This window comes from Wenzhouxiangella sp. XN79A (genome assembly GCF_012272825.1).
Lineage (GTDB): Bacteria > Pseudomonadota > Gammaproteobacteria > Xanthomonadales > Wenzhouxiangellaceae.
In genome coordinates this window covers 83,541-100,771 of the sequence record NZ_JAAWWS010000134.1, presented here as the reverse complement: position 1 = coordinate 100,771, position 17,231 = coordinate 83,541, and the positions used below count along the sequence as shown (strand labels likewise).

The window sequence follows — 17,231 nt, the reverse complement described above, 5'->3', positions numbered from 1 at the left end:
CTAGTACGTGAACAGGTCATAGGGGCGGCGGCCGAGGCTGCCCAGCCCCTTGAGATGGAGTTCGAGGAAGAACGCCGTGCGCTGGTCGGCGTCGCGATCGCTGACGTAGCGGCGGATCGATGTCCGCAGCGCCCAGCAGCAGCTTTCGTATTCGAGGCCGGCCAGCAATTCCAGCGGCTCGTCGTCCTCCAGTGAGTAATTGACCCGGCCGATCAGATTGAGTTCACCGCTCAGCGGATAGCGGAAGCGGACGTCGAACTGGTCGACCCGGTCGCGCCGGAACCGGTAACCGACCTGGACCTGGCGGGCGTCGCTGCCCTTCCAGCGCAGCCCGAACGCGGCGACGTCCAGCTCGGTGTCGTCGGGATCCCACTGCAGGCCGGCGTTGACCAGGAACCGGTCCGACGGTCGCCAGTTGATCTCGCCGACGGTGGCCGACAGCTCCCGGTCGTCCTCCGGCTCGTCCGGCAGCCGAACGCTGGGGTCGTCGAAGAAGAAGATCTGGCCGAGGCTGGCATCGAGCAGGCTGCGGCCGTCGTCGCGCGCCAGCAGGCGGCTGGTCACGGCCAGCGTGAGCTGGTTGGCGTCGGTCTGGCGGTCGGCGCCGCTGTAGCGGTTGGTCCGGAACAGCTGGGCGAACCCGAAGGTCAGTTCGCGCGTATCGAAGACGGGAAAGTCCGACTGCGAGCGGCCCGGGACGTACAGGTAATAGGCTCGCGGCTCCAGCGTCTGCAGCCGGCCCGAGGGGGTTTCGCGCTCGAACACCAGACCGCCGTCGAGGCTGATGATGGGCTGGATCCGGCTGGGATCGTCTTCGGCGTCCGGATCGTCGCGATCGAGGCTGTAGGCCGTGGCCCGCAGGCCGACCCGAGGCTCGAGGAAGCCGCCGGGCCGGACCAGCCGCCACGACAGCTCGGGCAGCGCGTCCAGCCGCAGCCCGGTGACGCCGATCGAGCGATCGAAGTACACCGCCTCGGAATCGAGTCGGAAGGCGAAGCCGTTGGGCAACGGCAGGTCGGCGTCGAACTCGACGCGCGGAAGACGGTTGTAGGGCTCGCGCTCGTCGGCCACGTCGCGGTCGAGGACCTGGAAGGTGTCGAAGGTCGTGGTCAGCGTCCAGAAGCGGCCCTGGCCACGGACCCGCAGATCCGAGCGCAGGTACTGGATCGTGCTCGAGTCGAGATCGTTGCCGAGGTCGAAGAAATAGTCGGCGTCGCTGACCCGGTTGAAGTTCACCCGACCGGTCCAGTCCTCGGCCAGCCGGGCCGAGTAGCGCGCTCGGGCCAGCCAGCGGTCGCGGTCGGCCTCGCGATCGTCGGGCAGGTAGTCGAGCTGCAGAGTGCCGGCCTGTCGGCGGGTCAGGAAGCGGAACTCGCCGCCCATCGACAGGCCGCGCTCGCCGATCAGCCGTGGGGTAAAGGTGGCGTCCATGTTCGGCGCGATGTTCCAGTACCACGGCACCGCGACATCGATGCCATTGTCGCTCGATGCGCCGATCTGTGGATACAGCAAGCCGGACTTGCGGCGGTTGTCGAGCGGGAAGCTCAGCCACGGCGAATACAGCAGCGGCACGCCCTTGAATTCCAGCCGTGCGTCACGCGCCGTGCCGACGCCGGACTCGAAGTCCAGCTCGACCTTGCCGGCCTTCAGCTGCCAGTCCGGATCCTCGATGTCGCAGGTGGTGAAATCGAAGGTCTCGACCCGGGCGCGCTCGGGGCCGAGCATCCGGACTTCACCGGCGTGGCCTGCGCCTTCGGCGCCGGCGATGTAGTAGTCGACGCCGCTGAACCGCCCGGCCGAAGTCTCGGTGTTGTAGGCCGCCGATTCGGCGCGCATCCGGATCACCGCGTCGGTGTACTCGAGCCAGCCGGGCAGTTCGACCTGGCCGGTCTCCGGGTCGTAGATCAGCTCGTCGGTGCGCAGCTGCTGGTCGCCGTAGACCAGCAGCACGTCGTCGCGGAACTGCATCGGCGCATCGGCCGGTGCCTGCATGTCATTGGCCTGGATGTCCATCGGCAGCGGGCCGGTGCGCTGGAGCCGGCCGCGGGGCGGGACGCTGCCCGGCGCTCGGCACTGCTGCGCCGCGGCCTGGCTGCCGCCGGCCGTGGCTGGTCGGCCATCGTCGGTCTGCGCCTGGGCCGGGCCGGGCGACAGCAGCAGCGTCATGCCCAGCGTCAGCCCGAGACCACCGGCGGCCGCTCGCGAGGTCTGCTTGCAGCCGCGCGCGCGGCGTGTCGGAATCGGCTTCACGGGCAGGCTGTGGTCCGGCATGAATTCAGGAATGCATCGCGCGCCTCGGGGCCCCGGTCGGCCAGGGCTTCGGCCGCCGCATGGAAGCGCGCGAAATCGCCGTCGTATTCTGCCAGAAGCGCACCGAATGCGCGCGTGCCCTGCTCGTAGGTGGCGCGCAGCGCGAGATCGGCGTTGTTGAGTTCGATCCGCGCCCAGCCGGCATAGGCTCGAGCGCCGGGGCGCTCGGCGAAGGCCAGGATCTCGGCCCGGAGCTGCTCGAAGCGTGCGGCCTTGGCCAGTCGTTTGGCTTCGTTGCTGCGGCGCGACGCGTAGACGGTGGCCAGGTCGTCGCGGGCGGTCAGCAGCAGCGCGGTGAAGGCCTCGGCCCGCTGTCGCCGTTCGGCCACGCGCTGGCGGCCCGCGGTGTCGCCGCGCGCGGCCAGCCAGCGATCGAGACCGGCCCGCTCGACCGCCGTCGCGTAGGCTTCGCTGAATGCCGTGTCGCCGGCCACGAACAACCGCTGGTGGGCCAGCTCGTGGATGATCAGCCCGGCCAGGCGTTCGCGGTCCCAGGCCAGCATCGGCGTGGTCAGCGGGTCGTCGAAGGTGCCGAGCGTGGAATAGGCCGCGACCGGCGAGACGCGCACGTCGTAGCCGTCGTCGGCCAGGCGCTTCGCGGCGCGCTCGGCGGCCTCGCGCCGGAACCAGCCACGATAGGCCAGGCAGCCGACGAACGGATAGCACCAGGCCTTCGGCGCCAACGACAAGGCCGGCACCGCGATCACGTTCCAGAGCACCGCGTCGCGGTCGAGCTCGACATAGCTGCGGTAGCTGTCGTTGTCCGGCAGGGCCAGCGAGCGGCTGGCAAAATCACGGACGTCGAGGGCCAGTTCCAGCTTGGCGCGGCGGTCCTCCGGCAGCATCGGGTCGGCCAGCAGCCGTTCGACGTCGGTCCGGTTGGCGAGCAGCTCCAGCTGGCCGCGCACGGCCTGTCCGTACCAGCCCAGCGTGGCGCAACCGCTGGCCAGCAGCAGCAACGAGACCAGGAGAATCCGCGTGAGCGATTGGTACATCGACGATGAGTTCTGGCGGCGGTTCGGGCCGCTGATGTTTTCCGAACCGCAGTTTACCGAGGCGGCCGAGCAGGTGTCCCGGATCCTCGAGCGGCTGGGCCTTGACGACGGCACCGTGCTCGACCTGGGCTGCGGTCCCGGCCGGCATGCCCTGCCGCTGGCCCGGGCCGGCCTGGCGGTCACCGCGGTCGATACCAGCGCCTACCTGCTCGGCGGGCTCGAGACCCGCGCCGGCATCGAGGGCGTTGCGGTCGAGACCGTCCAGGCCGACATGCGCAGCTTCGAGCGCCCCGGGGCCTTCGATGCGGTGCTGGTGATGTGGACCTCGTTCGGCTACTTCGAGGCCGAGGACGATCACGGCCGGGTACTGGACCGGATCCTGGCCTCGCTGAAGCCGGGCGGGCGATTGCTGCTCGACGTGGTCGGGCTCGAGACGCTGATCCGCGACCTGCAGCCGGTCCACTGCACCGAGAACGACGACGGCACGCTGCTGATCGAGCGGCCGGTCCTGACCGAGCACGCGACCCGGCTCGACAACGAGTGGCTGCTGATCGACGGCGATCGGGTCCATCGCCGCGCCTGGTCGCACCGGGTCTGGTCGGCCGGCGAGTTGAGCCGGCTGCTGGAGGCGCACGGCTTTGCGGTCGAGGCCGTCGACGGCGATTTCGACGGCACGCCCTACGGGCTCGACAGCGATCGACTGATCGTCATCGCCCGCCGGCCCCCGGCTGCCGGCGAGTAGGCGCAGGCCCGGGTCCGCCGAACCGGACCACGTAGAGCACGATCGAGGTGTCCGGCCGCTCGGCGCGGGTCGCGCGCGCGCTGATCCGTTGCTCGAACACCATGCCCAGTTTTTCGGCGACCCGGATCGACGCGCTGTTGGGCGGATCGATCACGGCGTACAGCCGATCCAGCTCGAGGGCGTAGCGGGCGTGGGCGACCACCGCGGCGGCGGCCTCGGTGGCGTAGCCCTGGCCCCAGTGGTCCTTCCAGATCCACCAGCCGAGTTCGAAGGCGCCGGAGTCCAGCGGCTGGATGCCGGCCAGGCCGATGACCCGGTCGCGAGCGCGGTGGGTGACGGCGCCGAAGGCCAGTCCGTGCTGTCGATAGCCTGCCGCCTGGTCTTCGAGAAACGCGTCGATGCGTTCGGCCGACCATGGCTCACCGCCGGTCACGTAGCGCATCATGTCGCGGTCCAGCGCCATCCGCTCCAGCGCCGGTCGGTCGCCGGGACGCCAGGGTCGGATCTGCAGGCGCGGCGTGCTCAGGACCGTCACGTCGGGTGGCTGCGCAGCTGGTCGTGGTGATGGCGAGTCAGGGCCTCGAGCTCGCGCCGGTCCGCCTGGCCCGGTGCGACCGGGTCGAGGATCTTCAGCTGGACCCGCGAGAAGAAGCCGCGGTCGCGCCGTCGCCAGCGCCCGGGCGCGCGGCTGAACACACCGCCCCACAGCCCCTCCAGCGCCATCGGGATGACCGGCACCGGGCGCCGGGCGAGGATCTCGCTGATGCCGGCGCGGAACGGCTGCACGTCGCCGTCGGGACTGAGCCCGCCTTCGGGGAAGATTCCGACCAGCTCACCGCGGGCCAGCGCGTCGTCGACCGCCTCGAAGGCCCGCTGCAGCAACGCCGGGTTCTCGCGAGCCGGGGCGACCGGGATCGCCCCGGCCAGCCGGAACAGCCAGGTCAGCCCGCGCAGGTGGTAGATGCGATGGGTCATGACGAACCGGATCGGCCGCTGGATGGTGCCGCCGATGATCAGCGGGTCCATGAAGCTCAGGTGGTTGCAGGTGATCAGTGCCGGACCCTCGGCCGGCAGATGCTGGATGCCGGTGCCGACGACCCGGACCCGGTAGACCAGCCGCGAGATCACCCACATCAGGAAGCGCAGCGCGAACTCCGGCACCAGCAGCACGATGTAGACCCCCACGGCGAGGTTCAGCAGGGCGACCACGCCGAACAGCTGCGGAATCGACAGTCCGGCCACGCTGAGCAGCAGGATCGCCAGCGCGCTGGCCAGCACCATGAACAGCGCATTCATGATGTTCATGCCGGCGATCACCCGGGCCCGCTCGTCGTTGCCCGACTGGCTCTGGACCAGCGCATACAGCGGCACGATGAACAGTCCGCCGGAGACCCCGATCAGGACCAGGTCGGCGACGATCCGCAGGCTGCCGTCGCGGGCCAGCAGCTCGGCGATCGATGCCTCGGTCAGCGGCGTGGACGGACTGGCCAGCATCAGGTCCAGGCCGAACACGGTCATGCCGACCGCACCGATCGGGACCAGGCCGATCTCGATGGCGCCGCGCGAGAGCTTGTCGCAGAGCAGGGCGCCGGTGCTGATGCCGACGATGAACAGCGCCAGCAGCGCCGCCAGCGCGCGTTCGTCGCCGCCGAGCACGCCCTGGGTGTAGGCCGGGATCTGGACCAGGAAGATGCTGCCGTAGAACCAGAACCAGGCCACGCCGAGCACGCTGTGCAGGCGGTTCCGGTTGCGGCCCAGCCGGCGCAACGTGGCCCAGGACGCGGTCACGGGGTCGAGGTTCAGCTTCAGCGACGGGTCGCCGATCGGCACCGGGGGCAGGGCCAGCGCCGCCAGCCAGCCGATCCCGGCGATGATCAGCGTGCCGACCAGCACCGCCCACGGCCAGCCGAGCTCCAGCCCGGCCAGCAGCGGTCCGAGGATGGTGCCGGCCAGGATCGCGATGTAGGTGCCGGCCGCGACCAGTCCGTTGCCGGCGGTCAGCTGCGCCGGCGGCAGCAGCTGCGGCAGGATCGAATACTTGATCGGCCCGAACAGCGTCGACTGGAAGCCGAGCAGGAAGACCACGCTCATCAGCAGCACCACGTCGCCGAGGTACAGCGCGAGGCCGGCATAGGCACAGATCACGATCTCGAACAGCTTGATCCAGCGGATCATGCCGGACTTCTCGAAGCGGTCGGCCAGCTGTCCGAACACGGCCGAGAACAGGAAGAACGGCAGGATGAACAGCAGCGCGGCGAGGTTGACCAGGCCGGCCGGGTCCCAGCCGGCCTCGACGCCGATGCCGAACACCAGCAGCGTGGCCAGCGCGTTGCGGAACACGTTGTCGTTCAGCGCGCCGAGCGCCTGCACGGTGAAGAAGGCGCCGAAGCGGCGCTGGCGGAGCAGGCGAAGGGCGTTCATCGATACGTGGCGCCAGGACGGGAACGGCGTTCGACTCTACCCGGCGGATCGGTCGGCCACAAGCGCGCCGCCGGTCATTCGGGCGTCGCTTCGCCGTCCGCCGGGGGCGCCAGCGCGCGGTCGATCCAGCCGCCGCCGAGCGCCTTGTACAGGCCGATCAGGGCGCGCAAGGCGTCGGCCGCGGTGCGCAGCGCCTGCAGCTCGCCGTCGAACAGCGAGCGCTCGGCATCGAGCACGGCCAGGTAGCTGGTGTAGCCGGTGTCGTAGCGCATCACCGCGAAGCGTCGATAGTCGCGAAGCGCCGCCACCCGCCGCAGCTGGGCATCGCGCTCGGTCCGGGTCGTGGCGTGGACGACCAGCGCGTCCTCGGCCTCGCGCAGCGCCGTCAACACCGCGGCGCGATAGCGCAGGTCGGCCTGGGCCGCCGCGGCCTCGGCGGCTTCGATGCCGCCGCGCACGCGCCCGGCGGTGAACAGCGGTCCGCTCAGCCCGGCGGCAAGCGCTGCCTGTTCGGCCGACGACTCGGCCAGCCGCGACAGCTCGCTGCTGGCCAGGCCGAACAGCCCGGTCAGCGCGATCCGCGGGAAGCGTTCGGCGCGCGCCACGCCGATCCTGGCGGTGGCGGCGACCAGCTGCTGCTCGGCCGCGCGCAGGTCGGGGCGGCGCTCGAGCAGGGTCGCCGGCAGGCCGGCCGGGATCGGCGGGCCGGTCAGTTCGGTCAGTGCCCGGCCGCGCGGGATCGCGCCGGGCGGCCGACCGAGCAGCACGCTCAGCGCGTTTTCGGTCAGCGCGATCGCCCGTTCCAGCGCCGGCAGGGTGGCGGCGGTCCGCTCGAACTCCGAGCGCAGCTGGGCGACTTCGAGCTCGGACAGCACGCCGCGCTCGAGCTGCAGTTCGAACAGCTCCAGCGACTGGCGGCGGCTGTCCAGCGAAGCCTTCGCGACCTGCAGCTGGGCGTCCAGACCGCGCAGTTCGATGTAGGTCTCGGCCACCGCGGTGACCAGCGCCAGGACCAGTGCGCGCCGGTTTTCCTCCACGGCAAGGAAGTCGGCCTCGGCGGCGTCCTCGGCGCGCGCGATCCGGCCCCAAAGGTCCAGCTCCCAGCTCACGTTGAGGTTGGCCTCGAAGCTGTCGGCGGTGCGCGAACCGCCGAGTGCGCCGATGCCGGTCTCGCGTGACAGCCGGGCGCGAGCGGCCGATGCGTCGTAGCCGAGCTGCGGCCAGCGACCCGAAGCGGTGATGCCGACGCGTGCGGCGAATTCGCGGACTCGCTCCAGCGCCACGGCCAGGTCGAGGTTGCGGGCCACGGCCTGGTCGATCAGGGCATCCAGCGCCGGGTCGTCGAACGCCCGCCACCAGGCCGTGTCGATCGCGGCCTCGGCGTGGTCCAGTTCGATCCGCCAGGTCTCGGGCAGCTCGAGCGCCGGGCGCTCGTAGCTCGGGCCCACCGCGCAGCCGGTCAGGACCAGGGCCAGCAGGGCCGGCCGTGCGCTACGCCACATCGCGACCTCCCGGCGCGGCGTCGCCGCGGTTCGATACCTTCATGATCAGCACGTAGAACAGCGGAACGAAGAACAGCGCCAGCGTGGTCGCGGCGATCATCCCGCCCATCACGCCGGTGCCGATCGAGTGCCGCGCGTTGGCGCCGGCGCCGGAGGCGATGACCAGCGGCAGCGTGCCGAGGATGAACGACAGCGAGGTCATCAGGATCGGTCGTAGACGAAGCTTCGCCGCTTCGAGTGCCGCGGCGGCCGGCGCCATGCCTTCGCTGAACTTGAGCTGGGCGAACTCGACGATCAGGATCGCGTTCTTGGCCGACAGCCCGATCAGCGTGATCAGGCCGATCTGGAAGTAGACGTCGTTGTCCATGCCGGCCAGCCAGATCGCCATCAACGCGCCGAACAGGCCGAACGGCACGGACGTGATGATGGCCAGCGGCAGTGACCACTTCTCGTACTGGGCGGCGAGGATGAGGAACACCAGCACCAGTCCGAACGCGAAGGCCACCGCGGCGGTCGAGCCGGCTTGTTTTTCCTCCAGCGCCAGGCCGGCCCACTCCAGCGTCATGCCGTCGGGAAGGACCTCGGCGGCCAGCCGCTCCATCTCGGCAATGGCCTGGCCCGACGAATATCCGGCTGCGGCGTCGCCATTGACCCGCGCGGCCGGGAAGCCGTTGAACCGCGTCACCAGGTCGGGACCGGCGCGCCACTCGGTGGTGATCACCGCCGACAGAGGAACCAGGTCGCCCTGGCGGCCGCGCACGTGGACCCGGTCGAAGTCGCCGGGATCGTCGCGGAACACCGCGTCGCCCTGGACGATGACGTTCCAGACCCGTCCGTACTGGCTGTACTGGCTGACGTAGGCGCCGCCGAACATCGTCTGCAGCGCATCGTAGATGGCCTCGGTCGGCACCCCCAGCGTTTCGGCCCGGGTCCGATCGACCTGGACCTGCAGCTGCCGCGAGCTCGGGTTGAAGGTGCTGGTCACGCCGGTCAGCACCGGGCTTTCGCCGGCCGCCCCGATCAGGCGCTGGATGGCCTCGGCCATGACCGTCGGGTCGGAGGTCTCGCGGCTCTGCACCCAGAGCTCGAAGCCGCCCTGGCTGCCCAGGCCGGGCACCGCCGGCGGGTTGATCGGAATGCCGACGGCCTCGCCCAGCCCGCCCATCAGCTTGGGCCGGACGTCGGCCAGCAGCGCGTCGAGCGACAGCGCCCGGTCGCTGCGGTCGTCGAAGTCCTTCAGCGAGACGAACACCGTCGCGGCGTTGGTCTTGAACTGGCCGTCGAGCAGGCTGTAGCCGGTCAGCGCCGAGGTGTATTCGACCGCCGGCTGCGCGCGCAGGAGGTCCGCGGCGGCGCGGGCGGCGGTTTCGCTGCGGTCGAGGCTGGCGCCGTCGGGCAGCATGATGGCGGCGAACAGGATGCCCTGGTCCTCCTCGGGCACGAAGCTGGACGGCAGGATCCGGAACAGGCCGGCGATGGCCAGGAACATCACGCCGACCAGCACCACGCCGAGCACGCTGCGCCGCAGCACCACCGCGACGCCCTCGCCGTACAGCTCGGTCATGCGGTCGAGTCCGGCGTTGAAGATCCGGAACGGCCGGGCCGGTTCGCCGCGCGGTTTGAGCAGTACGCCGCACAGCGCCGGGGTCAGGGTCAGCGCGACGAAGCTCGAGATGCCGACCGACACCGCGATGGTGACCGCGAACTGCTGGAACAGCACGCCGGTGGATCCGCCGAGAAAGGCGACCGGCACGAACACCGCGATCAGCACCAGCGTGGTGGCGATGACCGGCCCGATCACCTCGTCCATCGCGCGAACCGTGGCCTCCTTTGCCTGCAGCCCCAGTTCCTGCATGTTGCGCTCGACGTTCTCGACGACCACGATTGCGTCGTCGACCACGATGCCGATCGCCAGGACCAGCCCGAGCAGGGTCATCAGGTTCAGGCTGAAGCCGAGCAGCAGCATGCCGATGAAGGTGCCGACCACCGCCACCAGGATGGCCGCGGTCGGGACCAGCGTGGCACGGACGTTCTGCAGGAACAGGTAGGTGACCAGGATCACCAGCAGCACGGCGATGATCAGCGTCTCGATGACTTCGTCGATCGAGGCCTGGACGACCTTGGTGGTGTCGAAGGACACCGCGTACTCGATGCCCTCGGGGAAGGTCGGCGCCATCTCCTCGAGCATCGCGGTGACGTTCTCGGCCACCGCCAGCGCATTGGAGCCGGGCTGCTGGTAGACCGCGATGAAGGTCGCCGGCGTGCCGTTGAGCTCCGAGCGCAGCAGGCTCATCCGGGTGCCGACCTCGACCCGCGCGACATCGGCCAGCCGGACCACCCGGGTGCCCTCGGTCTCGGCGCGCAGGATCAGGCGCTCGAATTCCTCCGGGCTGGCGAAGCGCGGCTCGGTGGTCAGCGGCACGGTCAGCGGAACCGGGCCGGCGGTCGGCGCCTGGCCCAGCGTGCCGGCGCCGAACTGCCGGTTCTGGCGGGCGATCGCGGTCTGCACTTCCGCGGCGGTCAGGTCCAGCGCGCGCAGCCGGTCGGGGTCCAGCCAGACCCGCATGGCCAGGTCCGGCAGGCCCATGATCTCGGCCTGGTTGGCGCCCTCGACCCGCTTGAGCGCGTCGAGCACGTAGAGGTTGGCGTAGTTGCCGATGTACTGCTCGTTGTAGCGGCCGTCGGGCGAGTACAGCGCAAGCAGCATCAGGAACCCGCTGGAGCGCTTCTGGACCCGCACGCCGCTGCTGCGCACGCTGTCCGGCAGCTTGGGCAGCGCCAGGCTGACCCGGTTCTGGACCTGGACTTCGGCGGTGTCGGGGTCGGTGCCGAGCTCGAAGTAGGCGGTCAGCGTCATCAGGCCGGACGGCGATGCGGCCGAGCGCATGTACATCAGGCCGTCGGCGCCGTTGATCTCGGTTTCCAGCGGCGCGGCCACCGTGTTGGCCACGGTTTCGGCGTCGGCACCGGCATAGTTGGCCGAGACCGTGACCTGGACCGGGGCGATGTCCGGGTACATGTTGATCGGCAGGTTCAGCCCGGCCACCGCGCCGGCGATGACCAGCACGATCGACATCACCGAGGCCAGGATCGGCCGCCGGACGAACACCGTGGTCAGCATCGGAGCGCGCCCTCAGTCCGCAGCGGCGAGATCGGTCGGACGCGGCTGCACCGGCGTGCCCGGCGACAGCCCGACCACGCCCTCGACGATGACCCGGTCGCCATCGAACAGGCCCTCGTGGACGATCCAGGCCCGGCCGTCCCAGGGGCCGACTCGCACCGGCCGGCGCTCGGCCTTCGACCCACCGTCGACGACCCAGACGAACGGCCCCCGGGGCCCCTGCTGCACGGCCGCCTGCGGCACCGCGATCGCATCCGGCCGCAGCGCGCCGTCGAGGTGCACGGTGACGAACTGGCCCGGCCGCAGGCGGGCGTCGGGATTCGGCACCTCGGCGCGCAGCAGCAGCGTGCCGGTGCGCTCGCTGATCTGTGCATCGGCAAAGGAAATGCGTCCGGTGTCCGGGTGCGGGGTGCCGTCGGCCAGGGTCAGGCGAACGTCGAAGGCGCCATCGGTCGGCAGCTCGATGCGATGGGTTTCGGTGCCGTGCCGGGCGGCCAGCAGCGCGCCTTCGGCAATGCTGAACTCGACCCAGACCGGGTCGATGCGGGCGACTTCGGTCAGCGGCTCGGCCGTGCCGCCGACCAGCGCCCCCTGGCGGAAGCGGGCGGCGCCGGCAATGCCGGTGACCGGCGCCGTGATCGTCGCGTAGCCGAGCTCGAGCTCGGCCTCGAAGACCCGCGCCGAAGCCGCCTCGACCGCCGCGGCCGACTGCGCGACCAGGGCGCGGGCGTCGTCGGCTTCCTTCTGGGCCACGGCGCGAGCCTCGACCAGCGGTTCGACCCGGGCCAGCAGGGCCTCGGCGTTGTCGAGCCGGGCCTGCTGCTGCGACAGCTCGGCGCGCGCGCCGCGCAGTCGGGACTCGAACGGTTTCGGATCGATCCGGAACAGCACATCGCCCCGGTCGACGAACCCGCCTTCGGTGTACTCGATCGAATCCAGGTAGCCGGTGATGCGCGGCCGGATTTCCACCCGCTGCGAACTGGCGGTGCGTCCGGCGTAGTCGAAGGTCACCGGCCGGTCAGCGGCGGCCACCTCGATCACGCCGACCGGGCGCGCGCCGGGGGCCGTCGGCGAATCGGACGGCTCGGAGCAGCCGCTCAGCAGGAAGGCAGCGGCCAGGGCGCCGAAAAGGGTCCGGCGGTCAATGCGTGTCATCGAAATCGTCCCCTGTTCATCGATGGCTGCCGACTCGGGGCGGTGTCGCCATCGTGACTCGGCCGTGCGCGGATCTCGGGGAAGCCTAGGCCACCGGCCGTCGGAAATCAATTGCCGTAGCGCCCCGGCCGGCAAAACGTCCAGGCGCGCCCGGGTCAGTCCGGCCCGATCAGCTTCGGCAGGACCTCGCCGCCGGGCCGGGCCAGGACGAGATCGGCGAACTCGCGGATCGCATCGGCTTGCGGGTTGACGTCGATGATCGTCGCGCCCTGCTCGCGAGCGATCCGCGGCAGACCGGCCGCCGGGTGGACCTCGCCGGAGGTGCCGACGACCAGCATCAGGTCGCAGTTCGCGGCGGCTTCGAACGCGGCCTCCAGCACGTCGGCCGGCAGCGCCTCGCCGAACCAGACGACGTCGGGGCGGGCCAGTCCGTCGGGGTGGTGCGGCGACGGCGGCGGATGATCGTCGGCATGGCGGGCCAGCCAGTCGGCGTCGATCGCCCGCCGGGTCACCGAGCAGACCGTGCGCTGGACGCTGCCGTGCAGCTCGAGCACGCCGCGCGACCCGGCGCGCTGGTGCAGGCCGTCGACGTTCTGGGTGATCAACACCAGGTCCGGCCGGCGCCGCTGCAGTTCCGCCAGCGCCCGATGACCGGGGTTCGGCGCGCTGTTGCCGATCAGGGTCCGCCGCCATTGGTACCAGTCCCAGACCCGGCCGGGGTTCTCGGCGAAGCCCTCCGGCGAGGCCAGCTGGCGTGGATCGAACGTCGCCCAGAGGCCAATCTGCGCCTCGCGGAAGGTCGGGATGCCGGACTCTGCCGAGATGCCGGCGCCGGTCAGCACGGTAACGCGTCGGGCGGCAGTCAGCGCGCGGCGGGCCTGGTGCAGTGGATCGGCGGCGGTCATGGTCGGCAGTCTGCCATGCGCAACAGGACGGGCGTGGCTGGCTATGATGTGCGCGCTTGCACGCCGATCGTCCAGCGCGACACAGGGAGCGTCCGCCGATGACCACGACCATGGAATTCGTTCTGGCCATCACGTTCGTGGTCTCACTGCTGGCGATGGTCGAGTCGGGACGCTGGCTGGCCGACCGGCACCTTGCGCATGGCCGCGACCGCGCGATCGACGCCGGCGCCATCCAGGGTGCCATGCTGGGGCTGCTCGCCCTGCTGCTGGGCTTCAGCTTCGGCGGCTCGGCCAGCCGGTACGTCGAGCGCCAGGACCTGGTCGTCGCCGAGGCCAGCGCGGCGCATGCCGTGGCGCTCGAGGCGGGACTGCTGCCGGCCGAGGACGCTCGGGCGGTGCAGGCTGCGCTGCGGGCCTTTCTCGATCATCGGCGCGACCATTCGATGGAGCGCGACGGACTGGCGGCGGCCGAACGCCAGCGCAGCGATCGGCTGCTCGAAGCGATCTGGATCCGGGCACTCGAGGTCGACGGGCTGGCGCCGGAGTATCACGTCGAGGTCCTCGACGCGGTCGGCGCACTGATCGACGTGGCCGAGCACCGCGCGGCTGCCAGCGAGCGGCACCTGCCGTGGGCGATTCTTGCCCTGCTGGTGGCCTGCTCGCTGCTGACACTGCTGGTGATCGGCTATGCCGGACGTCTCGAGGGCCAACGGCGCAACCTCATGACCCGGGCGCTGGCGCTGCTGATCGCCTCGGCGCTGCTGGCCACCGTCGACATGGATCACGGCAGCATCGGGCTGATCCGGGTTTCGCAAGCTCCTCTGGAACGACTGGCGCCGCTGGATCGACAGGCTCCGCTTGCGCCGGAGCCCGCGACCGACGCTGCGATCGAACGCTCGGGCCCGGCGGGACCGGTCGATGGGTGATTTCGTCGAAAAGGTCGGCCAGGCCCTGGTCCTGCCGCCCGGCGGGCTGATCGTGCTGGCGCTGCTCGGGTTGTGGCTGGCCTGGCGCGACCGGCGGGGCGGCAAGGCGATCGTGTTCGTTGCGCTGGCCACGCTGTGGCTCATGGCCACGCCGGCCGTGTCGGACGCGCTGCGCGGCCACCTCGAATCCATGCACCCCCCGATCGCGATCGAGCGCGTGCCGGAGGCCGACGCGATCGTCGTGCTCGGCGGCGGCATCGCTCCGCCGACCTCGCGCAACCCGCAACCCGATCTCGGCGCAGCCGCCGATCGCTACTGGCACGCGTTCCGCCTGTGGCGGGCCGGCAAGGCACCCGAGATCCTGATCTCCGGCGGGGCCCAGCCGTGGCGGGACGCCGGCAGCAGCGAGGCCGAAGCCGCGGTCCGGCTGCTGACCGACCTGGGCATGCCGGCCGACCGGATCCTGCTCGAGCCGGCCAGCCTCGACACCCGCCAGAACGCCGATTTCAGTGCGACGATGCTGCGGGCCCGGGGCGCGGACCGCATCCTGCTGGTGACCTCGGCGCTGCACATGCGCCGCGCATCGGCCCACTTCGAGTCCACCGGTCTGGAGGTGCTCACGGTGCCGACCGACCACGAAGTCCGCGGCGATCCGCCGAGCCTGCTGCGCTGGCTGCCCGACAGCGATGCGCTGGACGGCAGTCGGCGCGCACTGAAGGAAATGCTCGGCCATCGGCTGCGGCGCTGAGCCGGAGAACGGTCAGTCCTCGCGATCGACCAGTTCGTACCAGGTCTTGCCATCCTGCGTCCGGCGCACGGTGTTCGGCCGCTCGGCAGCGTCGGCCCGGCCCAGCAGCAGCGCAATGAAATCCTCGCCCGCCGCCGGGTGGTACCGGTAGTACTCGTGACCCGTGGGATGATAGCGGCCCAGCGGCGAGACATCGACGGTCTGCAGGCCGTCGAGCACGGTCGGCGCCCCACCGGCCTGACCGAGGCGTGGCATGTCGTGCAGCGATTCCGACACCCCCAGCGGTCGATCGTTGTCCGACACGTACAGCGTTGCATCGCGAACCATCGGCGCCAGCAGTGGCCACAGCGCGCGGAACCGCGCGGTGTCGAAGTCCGGCGCGAGCAGCACCAGGTGATCGGCCAGCCGTTCGATCCCGTTCTTCAGCTGCAGCCGGACCAGCGCATCGAGCACGGTCCGGCTGCCGAGCGAGTGCGCGGCGATCTTCAGCCGGTCCGGTCCGACGACCGCGTTCAGTCGTTCGACCAGGTCGGCGAAATCCAGCGCCGCCCACTCCGCGTCGCCGCGGTCGGAGCCGTAGTCCATCGGGTTGCCGTCCGACGGCCAGGTGAACAGCAGCACCGTGGCGTCCTCGCCCAGTCGCCGCTGCAGCTGGGCGCCCTGGCGGCAGGCCCGATCGAAGCCGTAGGCGTAGCCGTGCACGAACAGCACGATCGGGCGCTCGGGCGGAAGCTGCTGCAGTTCGCTGTCGAAGGCTGCGGCCGGCATCGTTGCGACTCGATGCACGTTGCGGATCTCGGTCGGGATGTGGGTGTCCAGGGCCCGGGCGAGCCCGTCGGTCAGCGGGATGTTCCGGAACCGCACTTCGCACCGGCCGTGCACGACCGGACCGCGGCGCCCGCCGAATCGAGGCGTCTCTGGATCGTCCGAGCGGTCGGCCCGGTCGGTGACGAACAACAGTTCGGTGAACGATGGCCCATCGGGATCGGCCGCCGACCCCGCCGCGCAGGCCGTGACCGCGATCAGCAGGGCGAGCGCCGCCACGGTACGGATCGAAGGTCGCAACGCCCGGCTCAGTGCCACACCAGCAGGCCGGCCCAGGCCGCGTTCAACAGGCTGACGATGGTCCCGCCGAGGATCGCCTTCAGGCCCAGCTGGGCCAGGTCGGCTCTTCGTGATGGGGCGATGCCGCCGATGCCGCCGAGCTGGATGGCGATCGAGGCGAAGTTGGCGAAGCCGCACAGCGCGTAGGTCGCGATCAGCACCGAGCGCTCGGACAGCTCGCCCTGGATCTCGGTCAGTGCGACGTAGGCGACGAACTCGTTGGCCACGATCTTCTGGCCGATCAGTCCACCCACGGTCACGGCTTCCTCCAGCGGCACACCGACCAGGAACGCGACCGGCGCGAACAGCCAGCCGAGCAACAGGGCCAGGTCGATCGGCTGGCCGACCACGGCTTCGAGGCCGGTGACCGAACCGAGCCAGGTCAGCGGGCCGTTGATCAGCGCGATCAGGGCAAGGAAGGCCAGCAGCATCGCGCCGACGTTCAGGGCCAGCTTCAGCCCCTCGCCGGCCCCGCCGGCGGCGGCTTCGATCAGGTTGGTGTGCTCGCGTTCCACGGTCGTCCGGACCAGGCCCATGGTTTCGGAGGCCTCGCGTTCGGGCAGGATCAGCTTGGCCACCAGCAGCGCCGCCGGCGCGGCCATGATCGAGGCCGAGATCAGGTGCTTGGCGTAGAAGGCCTGCTGTTCCGGGTCGCTGCCGCCGAGCAGCAGTACGTAGGCGGCCAGCACGCCGCCGGCGATCGTCGCCATGCCGCCGGTCATCAGCGCGAACAGCTCCGAGCGGGTCATGCCGGCGATGAACGGCCGGACCACCAGCGGCGCCTCGGTCTGGCCGACGAAGACATTGGCTGCCGTGGCCAGCGATTCCGAACCCGAGACCTTCATGAAGCGGGTCATGATCACGGCCATCCACTCGACGATCTTCTGCATGACGCCGAGGTGGTAGAGGCAGGCCATCAGCGAGGCGAAGAAGATGATCGTCGGCAGCACCTGGAAGGCGAAGATGAATCCGTAGCTCTCGGCGTTGGCCAGGTCGCCGAAGATGAAGGCCGAGCCGGCCTGGGTGTAGCCGATCAGCGTCACGAAACCCGAGCCCAGGGTTTCGAACACGACCCGCCCGAACGGCACCCACAGCACGAAAACGGCCAGCGCGAGCTGCAGCAGCAGTCCGATGATGATCGTCTGCCACTGGATGTGACGGCGGTGCTCGGAAACGGCCCACGCGACGCCGAGCAGCAGCGCGATGCCGAGCAATCCGATCAGGTTGGCCATGGACGGGTCCGGCGCAGGAAGTCGCCGGGCAGTGTAGCCGCTTGTCCCGCTGCCCGTGTACCTCAGGAAA

The 17,231-nt window shown here is 70.6% G+C and carries 13 protein-coding genes; 3 read left to right on the top strand and 10 right to left on the bottom strand.

Annotation, left to right across the window (positions count from 1 at the left end):
* Positions 1 to 2,250 (bottom strand): LPS assembly protein LptD, encoded by a 2,250-nt coding sequence (gene lptD / locus HFP89_RS03765; protein ID WP_168716301.1) that lies wholly within the window; start codon positions 2,248 to 2,250, stop codon positions 1 to 3.
* A complete protein-coding gene (locus HFP89_RS03760; protein ID WP_168716300.1) occupies positions 2,247 to 3,305 on the bottom strand; it encodes an aminopeptidase in 1,059 nt (352 codons plus the stop codon). The genes lptD and HFP89_RS03760 overlap by 4 nt, the downstream gene beginning before the upstream one ends.
* Here HFP89_RS03760 and HFP89_RS03755 point away from each other — a divergent pair.
* Complete coding sequence (locus HFP89_RS03755; RefSeq protein ID WP_168716299.1) at positions 3,289 to 4,047, top strand: class I SAM-dependent methyltransferase; 759 nt, start codon at positions 3,289 to 3,291, stop codon at positions 4,045 to 4,047. The two genes, HFP89_RS03760 and HFP89_RS03755, sit on opposite strands and share 17 nt — an antisense overlap.
* On the opposite strand, the gene HFP89_RS03750 is transcribed toward HFP89_RS03755, so the two are convergent.
* The 6 genes from HFP89_RS03750 to HFP89_RS03725 all read right to left on the bottom strand — a co-directional run bounded on the left by HFP89_RS03750 (position 4,013) and on the right by HFP89_RS03725 (position 13,151).
* The gene (locus HFP89_RS03750) at positions 4,013 to 4,582 is read right to left on the bottom strand and encodes a GNAT family N-acetyltransferase (RefSeq protein ID WP_168716298.1); all 570 of its coding nucleotides are present in this window, start codon (positions 4,580 to 4,582) and stop codon (positions 4,013 to 4,015) included. The genes HFP89_RS03755 and HFP89_RS03750 overlap by 35 nt on opposite strands.
* Complete coding sequence (locus HFP89_RS03745) at positions 4,579 to 6,468, bottom strand: MFS transporter (RefSeq protein WP_168716297.1); 1,890 nt, start codon at positions 6,466 to 6,468, stop codon at positions 4,579 to 4,581. The genes HFP89_RS03750 and HFP89_RS03745 overlap by 4 nt, the downstream gene beginning before the upstream one ends.
* A 74-nt stretch (positions 6,469 to 6,542) precedes the next feature.
* On the bottom strand, positions 6,543 to 7,970 hold the full coding sequence (locus HFP89_RS03740; protein ID WP_168716296.1) for an efflux transporter outer membrane subunit: 1,428 nt from the start codon (positions 7,968 to 7,970) through the stop codon (positions 6,543 to 6,545).
* Positions 7,960 to 11,091, bottom strand: a complete 3,132-nt coding sequence (locus HFP89_RS03735) for a multidrug efflux RND transporter permease subunit (protein WP_168716295.1) — start codon at positions 11,089 to 11,091, stop codon at positions 7,960 to 7,962. The genes HFP89_RS03740 and HFP89_RS03735 overlap by 11 nt, the downstream gene beginning before the upstream one ends.
* A gap of 12 nt (positions 11,092 to 11,103) precedes the next feature.
* On the bottom strand, positions 11,104 to 12,246 hold the full coding sequence (locus HFP89_RS03730; RefSeq protein WP_168716294.1) for an efflux RND transporter periplasmic adaptor subunit: 1,143 nt from the start codon (positions 12,244 to 12,246) through the stop codon (positions 11,104 to 11,106).
* Positions 12,247 to 12,401: 155 nt separating this feature from the next.
* On the bottom strand, positions 12,402 to 13,151 hold the full coding sequence (locus HFP89_RS03725; protein ID WP_168716293.1) for an NAD-dependent deacylase: 750 nt from the start codon (positions 13,149 to 13,151) through the stop codon (positions 12,402 to 12,404).
* Between the two features lie 98 nt (positions 13,152 to 13,249).
* On the opposite strand from HFP89_RS03725, the gene HFP89_RS03720 reads away from it, so the two are divergent.
* Together HFP89_RS03720 and HFP89_RS03715 are read left to right on the top strand one after the other, a co-directional pair.
* Entirely contained in the window at positions 13,250 to 14,077 is an 828-nt protein-coding gene (locus tag HFP89_RS03720) for a hypothetical protein (RefSeq protein ID WP_168716292.1), read from the top strand.
* Entirely contained in the window at positions 14,070 to 14,825 is a 756-nt protein-coding gene (locus HFP89_RS03715) for a YdcF family protein (RefSeq protein ID WP_168716291.1), read from the top strand. The genes HFP89_RS03720 and HFP89_RS03715 overlap by 8 nt, the downstream gene beginning before the upstream one ends.
* Before the next feature lie 12 nt (positions 14,826 to 14,837).
* Here HFP89_RS03715 and HFP89_RS03710 read toward each other — a convergent pair whose 3' ends face one another.
* Entirely contained in the window at positions 14,838 to 15,869 is a 1,032-nt protein-coding gene (locus HFP89_RS03710; protein WP_168716290.1) for an alpha/beta hydrolase, read from the bottom strand.
* A gap of 29 nt (positions 15,870 to 15,898) precedes the next feature.
* Entirely contained in the window at positions 15,899 to 17,161 is a 1,263-nt protein-coding gene (locus HFP89_RS03705; RefSeq protein ID WP_168716289.1) for a nucleoside transporter C-terminal domain-containing protein, read from the bottom strand.
* Positions 17,162 to 17,231 lie beyond the last annotated feature (70 nt).